The following is an 18,407-nucleotide window of genomic DNA, read 5'->3' as shown; positions in this document are numbered from 1 at the left end:
TCGCGGACCAGTGCTCCCGGAGGGCGTCCGTGGGGCGGGGCTCGCCGAGCGCCGGGCCGCCCCAGACGGCGAGGGCGTCGAGGATGGGCAGCAACTCACGCCCCCGGTCGGTGAGTTCGTAGACGTACGCAGCGCCGGGAGGGGGGAGGCGGCGGCGGGTCACGAGGGCTTCGCGCTCCATCTCCTTGAGGCGGTTGGCCAGGACGTCGGTGCTGACGCCGGGGAGGTCGGCGTGGAGGTCGGTGTAGCGGCGGGGGCCCGCGAGGAGTTCGCGGACGATGAGGAGGGTCCAGCGTTCGCCGACCACGTCGAGGGCTCGGGCGATGGGGCAGTACTGGTCGTAACTTCGGCGCGGCATGAGATCACCCTAGCGAAAAGGTTGGACTTTCCAAGCTCGTACTTGGTAAAACCAAGCATGGAGTTCAAGCAGTCGGGCAAGCTGGCCAACGTCCTTTACGAGATCCGCGGACCGGTGATCGAGCACGCGAACGCGCTCGAGGAGGCCGGCCACAGCGTGCTGCGCCTCAACACCGGCAATCCCGCGCTGTTCGGCTTCGAGGCACCCGAGGAGATCCTGCAGGACATCATCCGCACCCTCCCCCAGGCGCACGGCTACAGCGACTCGCGCGGCATCCTGTCCGCCCGCCGCGCCGTCGCCGCGCACTACCAGGAGCGCGGGCTGCCCGATGTCGGCGTGGACGACATCTTCCTGGGCAACGGCGTCTCTGAACTGGTCCAGATGGCCGTCCAGGCGCTGCTCGACGACGGCGACGAAGTCCTCATCCCCGCACCGGACTTTCCGCTCTGGACCGCTGTCACCAACCTCGCGGGCGGCAAGGCGGTGCACTACATCTGCGACGAGTCCGCCGACTGGTTCCCTGACCTCGACGACATGGCCTCGAAGATCACCGACCGCACCAAGGCCGTCGTCATCATCAACCCCAACAACCCCACGGGCGCGGTCTATCCGAAGGAGCTGCTGGACGGCATCCTCGACCTCGCACGCCGCCATGGGCTGATGGTCTTCGCCGACGAGGTCTACGACAAGATCCTCTACGACGACTCCGTCCACCACACCGCCGCCGCCCTCGCCCCCGACGTCCTCTGCCTCACCTTCAGCGGCCTGTCCAAGGCCTACCGCGTCGCCGGTTTCCGTTCCGGCTGGCTGGTCGTCTCCGGCCCCCGGCAGCACGCCAGGAACTATCTGGAGGGCCTGGTCACCCTCGCCTCCATGCGGCTGTGCCCCAACGTGCCCGCCCAGCACGCCATTCAGGCCGCGCTCGGCGGCCGCCAGAGCATCAAGGACCTCGTCCTGCCCGGCGGCAGGCTCCACGAGCAGCGCGACATGGCCTGGGAGAAGCTCAACGAGATCCCCGGCGTCTCCTGCGTCAAGCCCAAGGGCGCCCTCTACGCCTTCCCCCGGATCGACCCCAAGGTCCATCCCATCCACGACGACGAGAAGTTCGTCCTCGACCTCCTCCTCCGCGAGAAGATCCAGGTCGTCCAGGGCACCGGCTTCAGCTGGCCGCGCCCCGACCACTTCCGCATCCTCACCCTCCCCCGCGCCGACGACCTGGACGCCGCGATCAGCCGGATCGGCCGCTTCCTGGCGGGTTACCGGCAGTGAGCCCGGCGACGAGGTCGCCTGCGGTGACCCGGGTGAAAGAGGCCGCATGAAGCGCTCCGCCGCCCGGAATACGGCTGCTCGGCCCGCCGGTTGCCGAGTCTCATGCGAGCAATCGGATTCGATGTGAACGGCAGCCCGGACGACGGTCGGCTCGCCGGGGAGGTGGCGTACGCGCTGGGGCTCGGCTATGACGAGGTGTTCGTACGGGACGAGTTCGCCGACGCCGTGAGGGGGGTCGACCTCGTCCTCGACCCGGTCGGCGGGCCGGTGCGGGAAGCCGGCCTCAAGGTCCTGGCACCCTTCGGGACGACACCGCCGACGGCGGCACGGTCAGCGTCGGCGGTGCGAAGATCGCCGTCTACCCGGTCAGCGGATTCTGCTCGGCGCTGTCCGGGCTGCTGTTCACCCTGTACGTCCAGTCGGGTGACCCGCTGCACGCCGTCGGTCTGGAGCTCGACGCCATCGCGGCGGTGGTGATCGGCGGCACGCTGCTCACCGGCGGCTCCGGGTATGTGATCGGGACGCTGTTCGGTGTTCTCGTGCTGGGCCTGATCAAAACGATCATCCAGTTCGAGGGCACGCTCAGCTCATGGTGGACCAAGATCGCCACCGGGGTGCTGCTCCTCGCCTTCATCCTGATCCAGCGCACCATGACCGCACGGCGCAAGACCTGACGCCGGAGCGATAAACCCCACGTGAAGGGGGTACTCGCTGTTTGTGCTGCGAACGGTAGGGGTGGAAGAGGAACTGCTGCTGGTGGACGCGGGAAGTTTCACACCGCGCGCCGTGGCCGGGGCTGTCCTGGAAGGGGAGAAGGGTGGCGAGCTGGTCGCCGAGTTGCAACAGCAGCAACTGGAGATCAACACGCACCCTTGCGAGCGCCTCGACCAGCTGCGCGACCAGCTGCGCGCCTGGCGCGGGCGCGCAGCGGCGCTGGCCCGGGCGCAGGGCGCGGAGGTGGCCGCGCTGGCCACCTCGCCGCTGCCGGTGTCGCCGCAGCTCACTCCGGGCGGCCGATACCGCCGGATGACCGACCTGTTCGGGCTCACCGCGCAGGAACAGCTGACCTGCGGCTGCCACATCCACGTCGGGGTCGCCTCGGACGAGGAGGGCGTGGCCGTCATCGACCGGCTACGGCCGTGGCTGGCGCCGCTGCTCGCGCTGAGTACGAATTCACCCTTCTGGCAGGGGCGGGACACCGGCTACGCGGGCTACCGCTACCAGGTCTTCGGCCGGTGGCCCACCGCCGGACCGCCCGAGCTCTTCGGCTCCGCCGCCGGTTACCGACACGCCGTCGGCGCGATGCTGGGCACCGGCACGCTGCTCGACCAGGGCATGGTCTACTTCGACGTCCGGCTGTCCGTCACCTTCCCCACGGTCGAGGTGCGGGTCTGCGACGTGTGCCCCGACGCCGAGGACGCGGTGCTGCTCGCCGCCCTCGTCCGGGGCCTGGTCGAAACCGCCGCCCGCGACTGGTCCGCCGGCGAACCCGCCCCCGACGTCGGCGTCCACGTGCTGCGGCTCGCGGCCTGGCGGGCCTGCCGGTCCGGGATCCAGGGCTCCCTGGTGCACCCGCTTACGCACCGGCCGGCGTGCGCGCGCGAGGTGATCGAGGCGGTCGTCGACCACTCCGCCGCCGCGCTGGAGGAGGCCGGCGACCTCGACACCGTACGGGCCGGGGTCGAGCGGCTGCTCACCCGCGGCACGGGTGCGCGATGGCAGCGGGAGGTGTACGCGGAGCGGGGCGCGGCGGCGGTCGTACGGGAAGCGGTGGACCGCACCCTGTCCTTCTAGCCGCCGGGGCGCCCTGGCGCGGCTCTGCGATCATTGCGGCATGGCGTTCAACGAAGAGCTGGCGCGGGGTGTGCTCGCGGCGGCGGGATACGGGGCCGGTACCGCGAAGCTCATCGCCCTCGGCGAGAACGCGGTCTTCGAGCTGGACGGCGAGGTCGTCGCCAAGGTCGGCCGCGACGCGGAGCTGCTGGCGCGATCCGAGCGCGAGGTGCGTACCGCTGTGTGGCTCGCCGGGCTCGGCATTCCGGCGGTGCGGGTGGCCGAGCCCGAGGCCCGGCTCGTCGCGGGGCACCCGGTGACCTTTTGGCAGCGGCTGCCCGAGCCGGTCCGGCCCGCCGGGCCCGCCGACCTCGCCGCGCTGCTGCGGCTCGTCCACGCTCTGCCCGAGCCCGACTTCGCCCTCCCCCGGCGCGATCTGCTCGGCGGCGTCGAGCGGTGGCTCCGGCTGGCCGGCGACGCCATCGACCCGGCCGACGCGGCTTTCCTCCGCGACCGGCGGGACGGCTTCGCCGCCGCGGCGGCCGCGCTGACCCCGCGCCTGCCCTCCGGGCCCATCCACGGTGACGCCCTCCCCCGAAACGTCCACGTCGGGCCCGACGGGCCGGTCCTTGTCGACCTCGAGACCTTCTCCGCGGACCTGCGGGAGCACGACCTCGTCGTCATGGCCCTCAGTCGCGACCGCTACGGGCTCGACCCGGCGGCCTACGACGCCTTCACCGATGCCTACGGCTGGGACGTGCGCTCCTGGGACGGCTGCCCCGTCCTCCGCGGCGCCCGCGAAACCGCCAGCTGCGCCTGGGTCGCCCAACACGCCCCCGCCAACCCCCCCGCCCTCGCCGAGTTCCGCCGCCGCGTAGCCTCCCTCCGCGACGGTGACCCCTCGGTGCGCTGGTACCCCTTCTGACGGCGCGCCGTTTCTGCAGCGGGGCACGTTTACTCCCCCCCACCCCTCCCCTTCCCGAAACCGGGCCCCGCCCGGACCCGCTGGGGGCTCTCCCCCAAACCTCCGTTTGGGTGGGGTCCCCCAGCCGCCAGGTCCTCAAACGCCGGACGGCCTGAATTGGCTCAGCCGGGTTGTGGGAGAACGTTCCACAAGGGGAGCGAAGCGAGGTGGGGTCCCCCAGACTCCGTCCGGGGAGAGTCCGGCGCAGCCGGGCGAAGCCCGAGAGTCCCTCTGGGGGCCGAGCGGTGCGGGCGCGGCGTCGAAAAGCAGGCCGTCAGGCGGGGGCCCGCAGGGGCCAGGCGGTGTCTATTTCCTGGGCCGGGGCGCCGCCTTGGCGGGCCAGGAATTTTTGGAAGCCGGCGGCCCAGTCGGCGTACCAGCCGATTTGGGAGCGGTGGAGTTCCCAGAGCTCGCCGTCACCGGCTTCGGGAAAGCGCTCGGCGAGGGCGATGGCGACGCGGACGGCGGCGAGGGCGTCGGCGGCGGCTTCGTGGGCGTCGTCCAGGGTGACGCCGTAGAACTGGCAGGCGGCCTCGAGTGTGCGCTTGCCGCGGCGGTAGCGGTCGAGGGTGCGGTCGATGACGAGGGGGTCGACGACGGGGCCGACGTCGCCGTCGAGGCGGGCGTCGAGCGAGAGCAGGCTGTGGCGGCGCAACTCGGCGGCGACGAGGCTGAGATCGAAGGGGGCGTTGTAGACGACGACGGGCACGCCGGCGGCCCAGTAAGCGGCGAGTGCGTCGGCGATCTCGGCGACGGCCTCGACCGCCGGGCGGCCCTCCGCGGCGGCGCGGGCGGTGGTGATGCCGTGAACGGCGGTGGCCTCCTCGGGGATGGGGACGCCGGGGTCGACGAGCCATTCCCGGTGCCGTATCGGCTCCCCGTCCCTGACCTCCGTGACGGCGGCGGTGACGATGCGCGCCTTCAGTGGATCCGTACCTGTCGTCTCGAGGTCGAAGCCGACCAGCAGTTCCCGGTGCCATCCCATTGGCGAGCGTCCTTCCCGCGGTTCCCCCGTGTGCTCTGCCATCATCTCGTGTGGCACTGACAGTCAGGACACCGGCCGTGAGTCGGCCCAGACCCCCTCGAACTCCTCGCGGTAGACCTCGAAGAGGCCGGTCTGTCCGCCGGGGTCCTGGTCCTTGCTCTGTACGATCTCGCGCCGGCCGCCACGCAGGATCAGCACCGGCGCCTCCATGCCGCGCGCCTTGCGCAGGTACGACTGAACGACCGCCAGGCCGTCCGGGCCGTCCCCGTCGACCAGGTAGGCGGTGAAGCGCGGGGTCTCGTCGAAGACCCGGATCTCGAACGCGGCGGTGTCGCGCAGCCGGGCCCGGACCCGCCGCATGTGCATGATGTTCATCTCGACGGAGCGGCTCAACTCACCTCGCCCGACCCCCAGTTCGCGCTCCCGTCGGCGCACCGCACTGCTGGCGGGGTTGAGGAAGAGCAGCCGTACCCGGCAGCCGGATTCGGCGAGCCGGACGAGCCGCCGGCCGGAGAAGTTCTGCACCAGTAGATTGAGACCTATGCCGACCGCGTCGAGGCGTCGCGCGGCGCCGAAGAGGTTCTCGGCCGGGAGCTGCCGTTGCAGGCGTACGCGGTCGGGGTAGACGCCGACGACATCGGCGTAGCGGTCGGCGACCAGCTCCTCGACGGCGTCCACCGGCAGCCGCTCGGAGGACGGGTAGCCCGGCCCGGAGCCGAGGATGTCGAGCAGTCGGGCGGCGGCCCGCTCGGCCTGGTCGAGGACGGTCCGGGACAGCGCCCGGTTGCGGGAGACGACATGCCGGGCCACCTCCAGCTCGTCCAGCGCCATTTCGAGCTCGCGGCGCTCGTCGAGGTAGGGCTCGAAGCAGGGCCAGTGCTGGACGACGAGTTCGCGCAGCTGCGGGAGCGTGAGGAAGCTGAGGATGTTGTCGTCGGCGGGGTCGAGGAGGAAGCCCTTGCGGCGGCTGACCTCGCGTACGGCGGCGGCGCGCTGGACCCACTCGTGGCCGGCCGGGCCGGCCGCGGCGACCACCCACTCCTCGCCGTGGACGGGTTCGTAGATGGGGCGCAGGATCGCGTTGACGACGGCACGGAGCCGTTGCTCGACGAGATTGAGCCAGACGTATGCCCGCGCGGCGCGCCGGGCGCGTGTGCGCACCTCGGCCCAGGCGTCGGCGCCCCAGTCCAGTTCCGCTCCGATCTCCAACGGCAGTGCCAGGGACACCGATGCGGTGGTCCCGTCGTTGATGCCGCCGCCGTGGTCCCCCTGTTCACCGCCACCAGGGAGTACCAGACCTCCCGACATCACGACTGCACCCGCCTTCCGCCCCCGTCCACGATCAAGGAAGGGTACTGCGGGGCGGGAGGCGGTGCAGCCGTAACGGCGCTACTTCACTACATGCTTACGCCACTCAGTGTCCCTGGCCGTTGTGACCGGACAGGTCGTCAGGAGTCAGCGGGCTCATGGCGGTGACATCGCGGGGCACCAGTTGGAAGCCCTGCCAGTGGACCGGCATGGGGGTCTGGTCCTCGTCACGCGGGATGTGGTGGAAGCCGACGTTGACCCACATCACGGGGTGCTTGAGACTCTCGCCGTTCACCCACTTGTTCACCGATGTTCCCCTGCTGGCGCAGGCCGGGTCGCTGTTGCCGCTCGCGAACTGCTCGCAGGCGCGGTACTGGGTGAAGTACACGTCCTTGGAGGTGTAGGCATGGGCGTCGTAGTGGTCGGAGTGCTGCTGGACCAGCTCCCATGACCTCGGGTGCCGGTCGGCGTTCTTTCCCGCCGTACTGACCACCCGCCACCAGCGGCGCAGCGCCGAGCTGCCGGCCAGCTCCTTGGTGACGTCGGTGCTGCTGGTCTTGAGGATCTCCGAACCGGTGCCCCGGCCGGCCTTCTTGGTGTCGAACTGCTGGACCTTGGCCTGGTTCGAGCCGTCCAGGTCGAAGTTCAGCCGCCAGAAGACCGAGTGGTAGTGGGCGGTGGAGTAGTCCCGGTTGCCCTTGCCGATCGGCCAGCCGGTGCCGACGCCGCTGTAGTCGTCGGGCGAGAGGTCACCGGTGGCGCCGACCTTGGCGGTGATGGCGCCGTCGTCGGAGAAGTTCCACTGGGTGATGTACTCGTACCAGCCGAGCTGGGAGACGGAGAAGAGCACCAGGTCGTCGCCCTGCTTGGTGTACCTCTTCGGGTTCCCCGCGTTGTCGTAGATGTCGCTGCGGTAGGCGTATCCGTGCGGCAGGACGCTGGTGCACAGCGCCTTGACGTTGCGTTGCTGCTGCGCGATGTAGGCGAAGCTTATGGTGCCGCCGGGGCATTCGCTCGCGCCGATGTTGACGGCGGTGTTGCCGAAGCCGATGTCGGACAGGTCGTTGTACTCGGTCTGTCCGGAGTCGTACGGGACGTTGACCTGTGCGAGCGCGGCCGAGGCCAGCACCTTGATCGGCTGGGGCTCGTTCTTGGGCTGGTAGGCGATCTTCTCCAGGACCAGGCCCTTGGTGCCGCTCATGCGCCAGCACATGGTCCAGGTGGTGCCGTTGGGCAGGGTCTTCTTGACGGCGGAGGCGGTGCTGCCGCAGTCGGCGGCGGCCGCGGTCGTCGCGGTCGTCGCCGCGGGGGCGGCCGAGGCCGTCGAGCCTGCCGCTCCGGCGAGGAACGCGGGTATGAGGAGGAGCGCCGTGGCCGTACCGAGGGCCCGGCGCACAGTAGAGGTGCGCATGGTGCTGAGGTCTCCGCTCTGCTCTAGTGGCTGTGCTGCGCCGGAGCGATCTGGCCTACGGTGCGGTCGCTGAGGTCGACGACCAGATTGGTCGTGTCGATCCACGGCCCGCCCTTCACCTGCGTGAACAGCCGTACGCACCGGTGCTTGCCGCACTTGGCGAGATCGGCGGGTCCGGACTGCTCCGCGGTGTTGTAGGCGATCCCGCGCAGCGTGAGCTGCGAGGACTTGGTGAGTTCGGTGCCCTTGCCGGCGGCCTTGAAGTCGGTCCGCAGGCCCTTGCCGAGCGGGTCGGCGATCAGCAGCTGGGCGGCCTGGTCGGTCTCGTCGGCCGAGGGCGGGGGCTGCATGCCGCTCGCGGTGTCGGTCTGCTCGACCTCGCCGGTGGTGAGGTTGACGGTCTTCTTGACGAGCTGGTCATGCCCGTAGTCGTAGAAGAGCACCTCGACGCGGCGGGCGTCGTCGCCCTGCGGCTGGGCCGAGTCGGCGAGGTCGGTGTCGACGTACTCGGGGCCCCGGCCCCCGTCGACGGATTCGGCGCTGCGCAGCGCATTGCGCTGGAGGGCGATGGACTTGGCCCGGTCGACCTCGGCCTTGGTCAGGGGCCCGCGTCCGGTCTTCTCCTCACCCTGTGGCGCGGCGTTCTCCGTGGCCGCCGTGGTCGGCGTCCCGGGCGTTCCGGACGCGGCGGCGTTGACTCCGTCGGTCCCGGAGTGGTCGTCGCCCGAGGCGCTGCGCGGCAGTGTGATCCCGATCATCACCGCCGTGGCGGCGACGGCTATGCCGCCACCTATGAGGGCGCGCCTGATGCCGCGCCCGGCCGTCCCTTTGGTGCTGGTCTGCACCACCGGACGGCATTCCCCCTGATCTGTCACTTACGTCTCCCCTGTGTCGTACTGTCAGTCCTTACGACGGTGTCAGGAGCACACAGGATGCTCACAGTTTTCGGATTCTTGGGTCAGCCAGGGGAATTGGGGCACTCGTACTGGGGAAGATCTTGGCGATTCCCCGCCATAGGGCCTACTTGTGCGTGAAGATGCACCTTCGGCAAGGTTGCGGCCGGGGGTGCGGCCTACCGACGCCCGACCGGGAAGTGGAAGAGTCGACATCATGCAGGTCTGGCCGGGTCAGGCATACCCACTGGGCGCCACGTACGACGGCGCCGGGACCAATTTCGCCCTCTTCTCCGAAGTGGCGGACCGAATCGAGCTGTGTCTTCTGCACGACGACGGTTCGGAGACCGCCGTGGAGCTGCGCGAGGCGGACGCCTTCGTACGCCACGCCTACCTGCCCGGCATCATGCCCGGGCAGCGCTACGGATTCCGGATCCACGGCCCCCACGAGCCGACCCGGGGGCACCGCTGCAACTCGGCGAAGCTGCTCCTGGACCCGTACGCCAAGGCCATAAGCGGGTCCATCGACTGGGACGAGGCGGTCTACGGCTACCGCTTCGGCGAGCCCGAGAGCCGCAACGACATGGACTCGGCGCCGCACACCATGGCCTCGGTCGTGGTGAATCCGTACTTCGACTGGGCCGACGACCGCTCGCCGCGTATCGACTACCACCGCACCGTGCTCTACGAGGCCCATGTGAAGGGCCTCACCATGCTCCACCCCGACCTGCCCGAGGAGATCCGGGGCACATACGCGGCCCTGGCGCACCCGGCGGTCATCTCGCACCTGGTGGAGCTGGGCGTCACGACCCTGGAGCTGATGCCGGTTCACCAGTTCGTGCACGACCACCGCCTGGTGGACGCAGGCCTCAACAATTACTGGGGCTACAACACCATCGGCTTCTTCGCCCCGCACAATGCCTACGCGTCCATGGGCGACCGCGGCGAGCAGGTGCTGGAGTTCAAGACGGCGGTACGGGCCCTGCACCGGGCCGGTATCGAGGTGATCCTCGACGTGGTCTACAACCACACCGCCGAGGGCAGCCACCTGGGCCCGACCCTGTCCTTCCGGGGTATCGACAACGCGTCGTACTACCGGCTGGCCGACGACCCGCGCTACTACACGGATACCACCGGCACCGGTAACTCGCTGCTGATGCGCAGCCCCCACGTGCTCCAGATGATCATGGACTCGCTGCGCTACTGGGTCACCGAGATGCACGTCGACGGCTTCCGCTTCGACCTGGCGGCGACGCTGGCCCGGCAGTTCCACGAGGTCGACCGACTGTCGTCCTTCTTCGACCTGGTGCAGCAGGACCCGGTGGTCAGCCAGGTCAAGCTGATCGCCGAGCCCTGGGACGTGGGCGAGGGCGGCTACCAGGTGGGCAACTTCCCGCCGCTGTGGACCGAGTGGAACGGCAAGTACCGCGACACCGTGCGGGACATGTGGCGCGGTGAGAACGCGACCCTGGCGGAGTTCGGCTCCCGGCTGACCGGTTCCTCCGACCTGTACCAGGACGACGGGCGGCGGCCGCTGGCCTCCATCAACTTCGTGACCTGCCACGACGGCTTCACGCTGAACGACCTGGTCTCGTACAACGAGAAGCACAACGAGGCCAACGGCGAGAACAACCGTGACGGCGAGAGCCACAACCGCTCCTGGAACTGCGGCGCCGAGGGCGAGACGGCCGACGAGGACGTGCTCGCGCTGCGCGGCCGCCAGATGCGCAACTTCATCGCCACCTTGATGCTGTCGCAGGGTGTGCCCATGCTCGCCCACGGCGACGAGTTCGGCCGCACCCAGCACGGCAACAACAACGCCTACTGCCAGGACAGCGAGCTCGCCTGGGTCCACTGGCCCAAGGAAGGCAACACCGAGGCCGAACGCCTCCACGACTTCACCCGCCAGATGGTCTGGCTCCGCCGTGACCACCCCGTCTTCCGCCGCCGCCGCTTCTTCCACGGCCGCCCCGTCGAGGGCACCCACGACGAGCTCTCCGACATCGCCTGGTTCACCCCCGAAGGCGAGGAGATGGCCCAGCAGGACTGGCGCGACGCCCACGCCAAGTCCCTCGTCGTCTTCCTCAACGGCAGCGCGATCTCCGAGCCCGGTGACCGGGGTGAGCGCATCTCCGACGACTCCTTCCTCCTCATGTTCAACGCCCAGGACGGCCCCCTCGAATTCGTCGTCCCCGTCAACCACGGCAAGGAATGGCAAGTCGTCGTCGACACGGAACGCCCCGACGGCGTCCCCCCAGGCACGGGCCAAAAGGTCACCCAGGGCGACCACCTACGCCTGGCCGACCGAAGCCTCGTGGTGCTTCAGCGCCCGGCGTAGGAAATCCAGCCCGTCCGGCGTTTGAGGACTGGGGGTCCTCCCCCAACCTGGCGGCTGGGTGGGGGTCCCCCGGCCGAAGGCTGGAGGAGGGTCCAGGGGCGGAGCCCCCGGCGGGTCCAGGGCGGAGCCCCCGGCGGGTCCAGGGCGGAGCCCCCGGCGGGTCCCAGGGCGGAGTCCTGGTTTCGGGAAGGGGCGGGGTGGGGGACAAACCACCGCCGGTGTGATCAGCGCACCGCGTGACGGGGTAGGCAGTCCGTTATGACCGCCAACCCGGCCGTGCCGACCGTGCCCAGCGCCACGTACCGACTGCAGTTGCAGCCGGACTTCCCGTTCGCCGCCGCGGAGGCGGTCGTGCCGCGGTTGGCAGAGCTGGGGGTCTCCCATCTGCACCTCTCACCCGTGCTGCAGGCGGTCCCGGGCTCCACACACGGGTACGACGTGGTAGACCACACCCGGGTCCGCGACGAACTGGGCGGTGAGGACGGCCTGCGGGCGCTGTCGCGGACGGCGCGCGAGCACGGCCTCGGCCTGATCCTCGACGTCGTGCCCAACCACATGGCGGTGCCTGCGCCCGAGCACCTGGCACGGCCGCTCTGGGAGGTGCTGCGCGACGGGCCCGACTCGCCGTACGCCCGCTGGTTCGACATCGACTGGGGCGCGCAGGGCGGCCGCTTGCTGCTCCCGGTCCTAGGCGGCCCGCTCGAGGACGTACTCGGTGAGCTGGAGGTCCGGAAGGACACCCTCCGCTATTACGAGCACGCCTTCCCCATCCGCCCCGGCACCGAGAAGCTGCCGCTGCGGGAGCTGCTGGACGCCCAGTGGTACCGGCTGGCGCACTGGCGGCAGGCGAGCAGTGAGATCAACTACCGGCGCTTCTTCACCATCTCCGAGCTGATCGGGGTCCGGGTCGAGGACGAGGAGGTCTTCGAGGCGACCCACGCCACCCTGCTGCGGCTGTTGCGCGAGGGCGTCGCCGACGGTCTGCGGATCGACCACCCGGACGGCCTCGCCGACCCGGCCGGGTATCTGCGCCGGCTGCGCGAGGCGAGCGGCGGCCGCTGGACGGTCGTCGAGAAGATCCTCACCGGGGACGAGCCGCTGCCCGCCGGGTGGGCCTGCGCGGGCACCACCGGGTATGACGCCCTCGACCGGATCGACGGCCTGTTCACGGACCCGGACGGGGCACGCGCGATCACCCGCTTCTACGAGGAGTTCGGCGCCGCCCCCGCCGACGAGGGCGGCCAGTGGGCCGCGACCGTCCGCCGGGCCGCGTGCCGGCTCGTCACGCACGACCTCGCCGCCGAGGTGGACCGCCTCGCCCGGGCCGCCGAGCGGGTCACCGGCGCCGAAGTGCCCCTGCTGCGCGAGGCGATCCGCGAGGTGCTCGTACGGATCCCGGTCTACCGCCCTTACGTCGTGCCCGGCGAGCACGCGCCGCCGCAGGCCGTGGCCATGATGGAGGCGGCCGCCGCCGGGGCCCGGGTGCCGGAGGCCGGGACGGTGGCCGACCTGGCGCTGGGGAGGCTGGGCCGGGGGCCGGACCAGGACGACTTCGCGGTCCGCTTCGCCCAGGTGTCGTCCGCGCTGCGCGCCAAGTCGGTGGAGGACACCGCCTTCTACCGCTGGTACCCGCTCCTCTCCCTCAACGAGGTGGGCCGCGACCCGGCCCGCCCGGCCTGCGCTCCCGACGACTTCCACGCCTTCTGCGTCCGGCTGCAGCGCGACTGGCCCGACACCGGCACCGTTCTCTCCACCCACGACACCAAGCGCAGCGCCGACGTACGCGCCCGCCTCGCCGCCCTCTCCGAGCTGCCGGGCCCCTGGGCCGAGTGGCTGCGCGGTGTGTCGGCCCATATGCGCGAGTACTTCGGCCACTCGGGCATCCCGGTCCCCGACCGGCAGGTGGAGTACCAGGCCTGGCAGTACGCCGTCGTCTTCTGCTCCGCGGCGGCCGCCGATGTCGTGGCCGACACCCTGCTCAAGTCGGAGCGCGAGGCGGGTCTGCGTACGAGTTGGACCGAGCAGGATTCTGCATACGAAGAACAACTGGCCCGCTTCGCCCGCGAGCTGATCGCGGGTCCGACCTCCTACGCCACCGCCGAGATCGCCCGGGCCCTCGAGGCCCCCGAGCGCGCCAACCGCCTCGGCGCCACGCTCGTCCACCTCACCATGCCCGGCGTCCCCGACATCTACCAGGGCGACGAGGACCGCCAGCTCCTCCTCGTCGACCCGGCCAACCGCGCCCCCTACGCGCCCGGCTCCGCAGAGCTGTCCGAGAAGGGCCTGCTCACCGCCACCGCGCTCCGGCTCCGCCGCGACCACCCCGACTGGTTCGGCGACCTGTCCACGTACGAGCCGCTGTACGCGGCCGGACCGGCGGCAGCGCACTGCGTGGCCTTCCTCCGCTGCGGCCGGGCGCTCACCGTGGTCACCCGGCTCTCGCACCGCCTCGCCGAGGCGGGCGGCTGGCGCGGCACCCAACTGGCCCTGCCGGACGGCAGCTGGACCGACCTGCTGACCCACCGTACGTACTCGGGAAAGGTCCGCCTCGAAGAGCTGCTGGCCCACAACCCCGTGGGGCTGCTCGTCCTGGGCTGAGGGTCGGGTCGGAAGCGTTTGATGACACCCGGCCCGCCGTTTCCCTCCCCCACCCCAGCGGTGGGCCGGGCTACCGTGTCCGTATGACCTACGAAATGCCCCGACTTGCAGGGGTTCATCACATCAAGCTCCCCGTACGCGACCTGGCCCGCTCCGAGGCCTGGTACGGCCGGGTCCTGGGCTATCACCGCGTCGCCGAGTTCATCGAGGAGGGCGCCCTCAAAGGCCTGGCCCTCGACCACCCGGCCGGCGGCCCCCACCTCGGCCTGCGGCAGGACCCGGCACGGGCCGAGGCTGCCGCCGGGTTCGACTACTTCGCCATCGGCGTGCCCGACGAGGCCGCGATCGAGGCACTGGCCGCCCGGCTGGACGACCTGGGCGAGCGGCACGGCGAGGTGATCCGGACCCGCGTCGGCTGGATTCTGCCGCTGCTGCACGACCCGGACGGGCACGAGGTCCGCTTCTACACCATCGCCGAGCACACCCCGCGCGACCCCGGCCACGTCATGCGGGTCGAGGACGGCCGCAAGCTCATCGACGCATCAGCCCGACGAACGCCGCCGTCGCACCGCTGAGTTCGACCCGGGAGAGGTCGGTGAGCGGCCGCCGCCAGGGCGGGTCTGCCGCAGCCCGGTCACCGAGGGCCTGGGCCCTGGCGGCGGCGGGCCTGGCCACCGACCCGCGCGGCTTTGTCGCCCCCGCCGACTGGTCCCGGCTGGAGACCGCCGTCCCCGGCATCCACGTCGTCGGCGACCTGCTCCCGCCGCCCTCCCCCGGCCTGGCGCATGCCTCGGGCTGCGGCTGCTGCTCCGGGAAAGGCCGGGCGGTCCGCCCGAACCGCCACACCCCGACTGGGAGTCCGCGCACGACCGGCTACGCGCGTCATCGAGGAACACGCTGGACATCCACTACCACCGGCTGGCCCTCGGCGAGTCGTCCTCCAGGACGCCGACGAGAAGGATCTCTACACCCGCACCCTGGCCACCAAGTTCACCGAGCAGCTTCCCCCCGGCAGGCTCGTCGACAAGGAACCGACGCTGTTCGACTCGTCGATGACCAGCCTCGGCACGGTCTTCACCAACCAGATGGCCGGCCTGTGCGCCAAGAACCCCGATGTCATCTACTTCGCCGGGCGCGGCAGGGACCTGCCGAAGTTCCTCGCCCCGCTGGCCAAGACCCACTGCGCCGAGAAACCGCTCACCGTCCTCACCGGCGACGACGCCTCACAGGTCCTCCAGGTCAACGGCGCCGACGTCCTCGGCGAGATCCACGCTCTCCCGGCCAGGACATCGCGGGGGCCAGCGGCTGGATCTCCGTACTGAACGACGGCAGCCCCGACAACAAGGCCATCCCCATCGTCGGGATCAACGGCGACGGCACGACGCAGACCCTGAAGGTCACCTCATGTTCCGGGACTCCAGCCGGAAGCTCATCCGCCCAAAAGTGACCTGGTCCCCGGCCCGGACCACGGCCGAGCCGATCACACGCTTCCCGTTCACGAACGTCCCGTTCATCGAGCCGAGGTCGTGCAGCACCCAGCCACGCGCCTCGAAGCGCAGCTCCGCATGCATCCGCGAGGACGAACCATCGCTCAGTCGCAGGCCGTTGGCGACATCCCGGCCGATCCGCAGCGGATACGGCGTCGGCTCCGGCAGCACCAGCGGCGGCAGCCTCTCCGCCCGCCAGGCGGCGCGCAGCCGCACATTGAAGGCCGAGGCCCCGCCGACGGCTCGCAGCAGCAGCTTGGACAGCCGTCCGCCGCCGGTCGCAGGCAGATCGGCGGTAAGGGCTCGCAGTTCGCCCTGGTCGCGGGCGGCAAGGGCCAGGCCCATCCGGCGGACGAAGGTGTCGTGCGACAGCCGCCCCTCGACCGCGCCCTCCCGGAGGAGGCCGATGACACGCTCGCGCTCGGCATCCGACAGCCGCGGGGGTGCTATCTCGAACTCGTACGACGTCACGCCGTGATTGTGACAGGCCCGAACGGCGTTGTCGCCGGGTCCTGTTACGTTCGGCGCATGACCCCATCCGACGCGTTGCTGGCCCGCATCGAGGCCGACCGGACCATCGCCGACCTGCTCTCCCGCAGCCTTCGGCCGGTGGGGGCACTCTCCCCCCGACGCCGTCCGGGTGGACCCCCATCTCGCTTCGCTCGGCCCGGCGACTTCGACATCGACCGCCGCGACCCGGTGGAGCCGCTCCGGCTGCCCACCGGCGTCCCGTTGCACCCGATAGCCGGCTGCGGCGCGGGCGGCACCTACTTCCTGTGCGGCGATCCGGGCACCGCCCCGCGTCCAGTGCTGTACGCGGACTCCGAGGACCAGGCCGTGCTGATGGGGGCGGACCTGGCGGAGGCGGTCGAGGTGATCGCCCTTCTGCCGTACTGGGACCTGGGTGGTAACTGGCACGTGGAGGAGCTGGAGCAGGACGTCCGCGACGACCATCCGGACTTCGACGAGCTGAGGGGTCTTCAACTGCCGGCCCTCGGAGTCGGGTAAGTGAGCGTAACCATGTATGAGTGAGTGTCGTTGTCAGAGCGTGAATCTCACGGAATGGGCGAGGACGCAGGGCGTGCATCCGCAGACCGCGTATCGCTGGTTCCGCGAGGGAACGCTGCCGGTACCGGCTCAGCGGGTCGGCCCGCGCACGATCCTCGTGAACGTGGGGGCCAACGCCGCGCCCGAGGCAATCGGCGGGCTGGGTCTGTATGCCCGCGTGTCCTCGCACGATCAGAAGGACGATCTGGAGCGCCAGGTCGCCCGGCTGACCCGGTGGGCTGCCACCGCAGGTCACCGGGTGGTGCGGGTGGAGTCCGAAATCGCCTCCGGCATGAACGGCGCCCGTTCCAAGGCCAAGCGGCTGCTTGCCGATCCTGCCGTGACAACGGTGGTGGTGGAGCACAAGGACCGCCTCGGTCGGATGAACGTCGAGCTGGTTGAGGCCGCCCTGTCCGCGACCGGGCGCCGCCTGGCCGTGCTGGACGACGGCGAGGTCGAGGACGACCTGGTGCGGGACATCGTGGAGGTGCTGACCTGGTTCTGTGCCCGCCTGTACGGGCGGGCGTCGGCGAAGAACCGTGCCCGCAAGGCGCTGGAGGCCGCCGAGCATGGCTGACCAGCGCAGGCCGCTGCGGCAGATTGCCCGGCCGTTCGTCGCCGACGGCCCGACAGGTGTCAGCATCCGCGACCGCCTCAAGGCACTGACGGCCGGGGACGAGAAGGTGTTGCGCCTGGTCGGCGCGCACCTGGGCACGCTGGCCTCACGTGATCTGGCCCGCAGGTGCCGTGACGGCCTGGAGCACTCCACCCACACGTGGGCCGGGCGCAAACGCGACCTGACGGCGTTGTCGTCCTCCCGCTGGGCCGGTTCGATCACATCCAGCACGCACGACCAGTGGGGCCTGTCCCGGCGTGCGCAGCACGCGCACCTGCAATCCCTGGATGCCGGTATCCGCATGATCGGGCACCGGCTGTCCGTGCCCGTCGGGGAGAAAGGCAGCCGGGGCAAGCCCGGCGGCTACCGGTCCTCGCACGAGTGGTTCCACAAGTCCCGGCGCCTGGCGATCCTCGAAGAGCGGTACGAACAGGTCACGGCCGAACGCGAGGCCGGACGCGTGTCGATCACACGCGGGGGCCGCCGGCTGCTGGGCACCCGTCACAACCTCACCGCCGCGAACCTGACCCAGGCGCAGTGGCGGGCACAGTGGGAGGCGGCGCGGTGGTTCCTGACCGCCGACGGCGAGTCCGGTAAAAGGTTCGGGAACGAGACGATCCGCGTCAGCCCCGACGGCGAGATCAGCATCAAGCTGCCCGCACCCCTGGCCGAGCACGCAAACGCCAAGCACGGCCGGTACGTGCTGGCCGCGAAGGTCACCTTCTGGCACCGGGGCGACGAATGGCGAGACCGGATCGAAGCGAACCGGGCCGTGGCCTACCGCATCCACCTGGACACGGTCCGGGGCCGCTGGTACCTCGACGCCTCCTGGACCCGCAAAGACCTCCCCGTCGTGCCACTGGCCACGCTGCGCGCGGACGGCGTGATCGCCGTGGACACCAACGCCGACCACCTCGCCGCATGGCGCCTGGACGAACACGGCAACCCCATCGGCACACCCCGCCGCTTCAACTACCAGCTCACCGGCAGCGCTTCGCACCGCGACGCCCAGCTCCGCCACGCCCTCACCCGCCTCCTGCACTGGGCCAAACAGAACGGCGTGCAGGCCATCGCGATCGAAAACCTCGACTTCACCGACTCCACCACCCGCCAGAAACACGGCCGCCGCAAGCGATTCCGGCAGCTCATCTCCGGCATCCCCACCGGCCGCCTGCGCGCACGCCTGCTGTCCATGTGCGCGGAAGCCGGCATCGGCGTGATCGCCGTCGATCCCGCCTACACCAGCGTCTGGGGCACCCAGCACTGGCAAGCCCCCCTCACCAGCAAAACCCACAAGACCAGCCGACACACCGCCGCCTCGGTGGCCATCGGCAGGCGCGCCCTCGGACACCGGATCAGA

General features: G+C 70.8%; 15 protein-coding genes and 3 pseudogenes. 12 read left to right on the top strand and 6 right to left on the bottom strand.

Features of this window, described 5'->3' with window-relative positions; translation table 11 throughout:
- Position 1: 1 nt before the first annotated feature.
- Positions 2–358, bottom strand: a pseudogene (locus EFK10_RS04645) (winged helix-turn-helix transcriptional regulator); the annotation flags it as partial.
- Between the two features lie 57 nt (positions 359–415).
- On the opposite strand from EFK10_RS04645, the gene EFK10_RS04640 reads away from it, so the two are divergent.
- From EFK10_RS04640 to EFK10_RS04625, 4 genes and pseudogenes are all read left to right on the top strand, one after another.
- Positions 416–1,627: a pyridoxal phosphate-dependent aminotransferase gene (locus EFK10_RS04640; protein ID WP_127354495.1), complete on the top strand. Its 1,212-nt coding sequence runs from the start codon at positions 416–418 to the stop codon at positions 1,625–1,627.
- Between the two features lie 326 nt (positions 1,628–1,953).
- Positions 1,954–2,301, top strand: a pseudogene (locus tag EFK10_RS04635) (ABC transporter permease subunit); the annotation flags it as partial.
- Positions 2,302–2,344: 43 nt separating this feature from the next.
- Positions 2,345–3,421 (top strand): carboxylate-amine ligase, encoded by a 1,077-nt coding sequence (locus EFK10_RS04630; protein WP_407647001.1) that lies wholly within the window; start codon positions 2,345–2,347, stop codon positions 3,419–3,421.
- A gap of 40 nt (positions 3,422–3,461) precedes the next feature.
- Positions 3,462–4,325, top strand: coding sequence for a phosphotransferase enzyme family protein (locus tag EFK10_RS04625; protein WP_127354494.1), 864 nt, complete (start codon positions 3,462–3,464; stop codon positions 4,323–4,325).
- Positions 4,326–4,638: 313 nt separating this feature from the next.
- Here EFK10_RS04625 and EFK10_RS04620 read toward each other — a convergent pair whose 3' ends face one another.
- The 4 genes from EFK10_RS04620 to EFK10_RS04605 all read right to left on the bottom strand — a co-directional run bounded on the left by EFK10_RS04620 (position 4,639) and on the right by EFK10_RS04605 (position 8,943).
- A complete protein-coding gene (locus EFK10_RS04620; protein ID WP_127354493.1) occupies positions 4,639–5,349 on the bottom strand; it encodes an exonuclease domain-containing protein in 711 nt (236 codons plus the stop codon).
- 63 nt (positions 5,350–5,412) lie between these two features.
- Positions 5,413–6,657, bottom strand: a complete 1,245-nt coding sequence (locus tag EFK10_RS04615; RefSeq protein ID WP_127354492.1) for an SAV2148 family HEPN domain-containing protein — start codon at positions 6,655–6,657, stop codon at positions 5,413–5,415.
- 106 nt (positions 6,658–6,763) lie between these two features.
- Positions 6,764–8,068 carry a copper amine oxidase gene (locus tag EFK10_RS04610; protein ID WP_127354491.1) on the bottom strand — a complete coding sequence of 435 codons (1,305 nt, stop codon included), beginning with the start codon at positions 8,066–8,068 and terminating at the stop codon, positions 6,764–6,766.
- A gap of 23 nt (positions 8,069–8,091) precedes the next feature.
- On the bottom strand, positions 8,092–8,943 hold the full coding sequence (locus EFK10_RS04605) for a Tat pathway signal sequence domain protein (RefSeq protein WP_240676985.1): 852 nt from the start codon (positions 8,941–8,943) through the stop codon (positions 8,092–8,094).
- Positions 8,944–9,178: 235 nt separating this feature from the next.
- Here EFK10_RS04605 and glgX point away from each other — a divergent pair, with 235 nt between their 5' ends.
- From glgX to EFK10_RS04580, 5 genes and pseudogenes are all read left to right on the top strand, one after another.
- The gene (gene glgX / locus EFK10_RS04600) at positions 9,179–11,299 is read left to right on the top strand and encodes a glycogen debranching protein GlgX (protein ID WP_127354490.1); all 2,121 of its coding nucleotides are present in this window, start codon (positions 9,179–9,181) and stop codon (positions 11,297–11,299) included.
- Between the two features lie 258 nt (positions 11,300–11,557).
- A complete protein-coding gene (treY, locus tag EFK10_RS04595; RefSeq protein ID WP_127354489.1) occupies positions 11,558–13,897 on the top strand; it encodes a malto-oligosyltrehalose synthase in 2,340 nt (779 codons plus the stop codon).
- Between the two features lie 83 nt (positions 13,898–13,980).
- Positions 13,981–14,472 carry a VOC family protein gene (locus EFK10_RS04590; protein WP_127354488.1) on the top strand — a complete coding sequence of 164 codons (492 nt, stop codon included), beginning with the start codon at positions 13,981–13,983 and terminating at the stop codon, positions 14,470–14,472.
- 43 nt (positions 14,473–14,515) lie between these two features.
- Positions 14,516–14,690: pseudogene (locus tag EFK10_RS49515) on the top strand (dihydrolipoyl dehydrogenase); the annotation flags it as partial.
- Positions 14,683–15,219, top strand: coding sequence for a hypothetical protein (locus EFK10_RS04580; protein WP_127354487.1), 537 nt, complete (start codon positions 14,683–14,685; stop codon positions 15,217–15,219). The pseudogene EFK10_RS49515 and the gene EFK10_RS04580, both read left to right, overlap by 8 nt.
- Before the next feature lie 75 nt (positions 15,220–15,294).
- On the opposite strand, the gene EFK10_RS04575 is transcribed toward EFK10_RS04580, so the two are convergent.
- Positions 15,295–15,855, bottom strand: a complete 561-nt coding sequence (locus tag EFK10_RS04575) for a DUF1707 and FHA domain-containing protein (RefSeq protein WP_127354486.1) — start codon at positions 15,853–15,855, stop codon at positions 15,295–15,297.
- Positions 15,856–15,912: 57 nt separating this feature from the next.
- Between EFK10_RS04575 and EFK10_RS04570 the strand changes: the two genes are divergently transcribed.
- The 3 genes from EFK10_RS04570 to EFK10_RS04560 form a co-directional block, all read left to right on the top strand.
- Positions 15,913–16,392, top strand: a complete 480-nt coding sequence (locus EFK10_RS04570; RefSeq protein WP_127354485.1) for a hypothetical protein — start codon at positions 15,913–15,915, stop codon at positions 16,390–16,392.
- A 40-nt stretch (positions 16,393–16,432) separates the two neighbouring features.
- Positions 16,433–17,008, top strand: a complete 576-nt coding sequence (locus EFK10_RS04565; protein WP_127354484.1) for an IS607 family transposase — start codon at positions 16,433–16,435, stop codon at positions 17,006–17,008.
- On the top strand, positions 17,001–18,407 hold a 1,407-nt coding region (locus EFK10_RS04560; protein ID WP_127354483.1), incomplete at its 3' end, for an IS200/IS605 family accessory protein TnpB-related protein. The genes EFK10_RS04565 and EFK10_RS04560, both read left to right, overlap by 8 nt.

The sequence above is a fragment of the Streptomyces soli genome (assembly GCF_003999195.1).
Classification (GTDB): Bacteria; Actinomycetota; Actinomycetes; order Streptomycetales; family Streptomycetaceae; genus Actinacidiphila; species Actinacidiphila soli.
The sequence above is the reverse complement of the archived record's forward strand: the minus strand, read 5'-3'. Positions and strand labels throughout refer to the sequence as shown.

Excerpts from the sequence above, each read along its gene's own strand:
- EFK10_RS04640 (WP_127354495.1), top strand. The coding sequence starts at position 416 with ATGGAGTTCAAGCAGTCGGGCAAGCTGGCCAACGTCCTTTACGAGATC.
- EFK10_RS04625 (WP_127354494.1), top strand. The coding sequence starts at position 3,462 with ATGGCGTTCAACGAAGAGCTGGCGCGGGGTGTGCTCGCGGCGGCGGGA.
- EFK10_RS04620 (WP_127354493.1), bottom strand. The coding sequence starts at position 5,349 with ATGGGATGGCACCGGGAACTGCTGGTCGGCTTCGACCTCGAGACGACA.
- EFK10_RS04615 (WP_127354492.1), bottom strand. The coding sequence starts at position 6,657 with ATGTCGGGAGGTCTGGTACTCCCTGGTGGCGGTGAACAGGGGGACCAC.
- EFK10_RS04610 (WP_127354491.1), bottom strand. The coding sequence starts at position 8,068 with ATGCGCACCTCTACTGTGCGCCGGGCCCTCGGTACGGCCACGGCGCTC.
- glgX (WP_127354490.1), top strand. The coding sequence starts at position 9,179 with ATGCAGGTCTGGCCGGGTCAGGCATACCCACTGGGCGCCACGTACGAC.
- treY (WP_127354489.1), top strand. The coding sequence starts at position 11,558 with ATGACCGCCAACCCGGCCGTGCCGACCGTGCCCAGCGCCACGTACCGA.
- EFK10_RS04590 (WP_127354488.1), top strand. The coding sequence starts at position 13,981 with ATGACCTACGAAATGCCCCGACTTGCAGGGGTTCATCACATCAAGCTC.
- EFK10_RS04580 (WP_127354487.1), top strand. The coding sequence starts at position 14,683 with ATGCCTCGGGCTGCGGCTGCTGCTCCGGGAAAGGCCGGGCGGTCCGCC.
- EFK10_RS04570 (WP_127354485.1), top strand. The coding sequence starts at position 15,913 with ATGACCCCATCCGACGCGTTGCTGGCCCGCATCGAGGCCGACCGGACC.